Origin of the sequence: Bradyrhizobium sp. 23 (genome assembly GCF_023073295.1) — a bacterium.
GTDB lineage: Bacteria > Pseudomonadota > Alphaproteobacteria > Rhizobiales > Xanthobacteraceae > Bradyrhizobium > Bradyrhizobium canariense_D.
Window position 1 is genome coordinate 79,269 of record NZ_JADPJF010000058.1, and the last position, 2,576, is coordinate 81,844.

Consider the following 2,576-nt stretch of genomic DNA (forward strand, 5'->3'; position numbering starts at 1 on the left):
ATTTCAGCAATACTGCGAACGTTGACCGGTTATGTGATTCAGGCTGTTCTCATTCTGACCGGCAATACGTAGTTGAACAGCACACCCGAACACAAGCCGAAGGGCTCGAGGCCGACTTGGTCAAAGCTGCCGATATGCTGATCGCGCGACGCGCTGATACCCGCGCTCGCGCCGATTTTGCCACCTGGAAGATGATGGCCAAGCTCAACGGGTCGTCCGCGCTGCCTCCGGAGGCGCAGGAGTTCCTCCTGAGCTACAAGAACCTGCGGGCGCAGATGAACGAGGGTGAGGCTACCGAGGCCACCATCGGCGCCATCTACAAGGCCTACTATGCCGAGATGGGCGGCGCGGGAACTCCACCTGACGTCCGCCCCCGGGCGGCTGAACCGGCGGCGGACAATGTTACCGCTTTCCGCCGCCCCGAACCGAAGCCGAAGAAGGCCAGTTTCTTCCGGGCAGCGACCGCGGGCGCAACCCAGAAGCGGCCGCTCCCGGTGGCCCTGATCTTCGCCTGCCTGGTCGTGGTCTATGTCGGGATCAGGCTCTACTGGCGCTGAGCCGTCTTCTTCTTTTTCCTTGCGTCCGGCGGCGTGAAGATGATGTCGACGGTGCGCTCGAACCGGTCGTCGGTCAGGCTGGCAGGCGGCTGCGGGATGGGATCGGATTTGCGGACAATCGAGATCGCGGCCGCATCGTAAGCTGCATCCCCGGACGACTCGACAACGTCGACTGAAAGCACGTTGCCCCGTCGGTTGATCGCGAAGCTGACCTTGACTTTCTGATTGTTGGGCTCCTTGCCTTCCGGATTGACCTTGTGGGCCGTAAGGTGCGCGCTAATCTTGCGATTCCAGTCTGCCGTGAGCTTTAGAATGTCCTTGCCGATGCCCAGCACGGGCGCCAGTGTCTTCTCGGCCTCGCGCGCGTCCTCGTCGAGCGTCTGCCGCGCCGTCGCAACGGACTTCGGCGAGGCCTCCGCAGCGGGCGTTTCGACCGCCGCAATCTTCGGATCCTCGTCCTGCGGCTTCTTCGAAATGTTCTCGGTGACGACCCGATCGGGATCGTCGACCTGTTGCGACTGATCCTTTGGAAGCTCGGTTTCCTTGGTCTCGGCCTTTTGCTCGGGAAGCGCCTGCTGCTCCTGCATCGCTTCACTATCCGGTCCCGGCGGAAGGTCGGTGTCAGGCGCCTTCGGCGAGGCCATCTCGACAGCGAACTCCGCGCCGGCCGCGCCGAGGCCGTCATCGGCGTCATCGGCCCGCAGGTGCGCCAACGCGAGCGCGGCCCCGCCCAGATGGAGCGCGAGCGCCGCCATCGCTGCCAAAATCCAAAGCGTCCGGGCTGGTCTGGACTCGTCCGACATAGCGGGCCTCTAAGGCTGAGCGGCGCCTGCCGCGGGCGCCCCCGGAGCGCCTTCCAGCGCAACCAGCTTCACCCGCGAATAGCCGCCTGAGCGCAACAGCTCCATGACGCCCATCAACTCGCCATACGGCACCGAGCGATCGGCGCGCAGGAACACGTACTTGTCCTTGCTCATGTCGGACAGCCCGTCGAGGGTGCCGATCAACTCGGCGCGGTGGACCGGGTTCTCTCCGATGGCAAGCGTCAAATCGGGCTTGATGCTGAGATAGGTCGGCTTGTCCGGCTTCTTCTGCGGTGTCGCGCTCGACGTCGGCAGATCGATCGGCAGGTCGACGGTCGACAGCGGCGCTGCCACCATGAAGATGATCAGCAGCACCAGGATGACGTCGATGAACGGCGTGACGTTGATTTCATGCGTTTCGCCGAAATCGTCATCGTCATCATTGTCTGCGAGCGAGACGCCCATGGGTCACTCCGCCGCGCGCGAATGCACGCTGCCGTGGCTGCGGTCGAGATCGCGCGAGAGTAACCGCCCCGCAGCGCCCGAGGCACGGCTGACGAGTTCGAGATAGCTCTTCGTCACGCGCGAGAAGTAGTTGTAGATGATGACCGCGGGAATGGCGGCGACCAGGCCGATCGCGGTGGCGAGCAGCGCCTCGGCGATGCCGGGCGCGACGACGGCGAGGTTCGTGGTTTGCGACTTCGAGATGCCGATGAAGCTGTTCATGATGCCCCACACCGTGCCGAACAGGCCGACGAAGGGCGAGGTCGAGCCGATGGTCGCGAGCACGCCCATGCCGACGCGGATGCGCCGCGCCTCCGCACGCATGATCTCGGAGAAGCTCGAAGCCGCCCGCTCCTTGATGCCGGTGTCGCTGGAGAGGCCGGCCGACATCCGCGCCTCCCGCAGCGCCGCCGCCAGGAAGGACGGCAGGATGCCCTCCTTGGCCCCGAGCGCCATCTGCGCTTCCGCGAGCGAGCGCGCCTCTGCGATCTTCTTCAGCGCCGAGCGAAGCTTGGTCGCGGCGATCGACAATTCGATCGACTTGGCGATCAGCACCGTCCAGGTCATCAGCGATGCAAAGGCGAGCCCGATCATCACCGCCTTCACGATGATGTCCGCCGACATGAACATCACCCAGGGCGACAGTTCCTTCATGGCGGGCGCGATGCCGGCTGCCGTATCGGACTTTGCAGCCGCGGGCGCGGCAGCTTGG

Annotated in this window: 4 protein-coding genes; 1 reads left to right on the forward strand and 3 read right to left on the reverse strand. The window is 64.7% G+C overall.

The window, feature by feature from the left end:
* Window positions 1-134 precede the first annotated feature (134 nt).
* Window positions 135-557 (forward strand): hypothetical protein, encoded by a 423-nt coding sequence (locus tag IVB32_RS13935; RefSeq protein WP_085352797.1) that lies wholly within the window; start codon window positions 135-137, stop codon window positions 555-557.
* Here IVB32_RS13935 and IVB32_RS13940 read toward each other — a convergent pair.
* From IVB32_RS13940 to exbB, 3 genes are all read right to left on the reverse strand, one after another.
* Complete coding sequence (locus IVB32_RS13940; RefSeq protein WP_247410615.1) at window positions 545-1,360, reverse strand: TonB family protein; 816 nt, start codon at window positions 1,358-1,360, stop codon at window positions 545-547. The genes IVB32_RS13935 and IVB32_RS13940 overlap by 13 nt on opposite strands.
* A gap of 9 nt (window positions 1,361-1,369) precedes the next feature.
* Complete coding sequence (exbD, locus tag IVB32_RS13945) at window positions 1,370-1,825, reverse strand: TonB system transport protein ExbD (protein WP_018459254.1); 456 nt, start codon at window positions 1,823-1,825, stop codon at window positions 1,370-1,372.
* A 3-nt stretch (window positions 1,826-1,828) separates the two neighbouring features.
* A partial coding sequence (gene exbB / locus IVB32_RS13950) for a tonB-system energizer ExbB (RefSeq protein ID WP_247410616.1) occupies window positions 1,829-2,576 on the reverse strand: 748 nt, incomplete at its 5' end.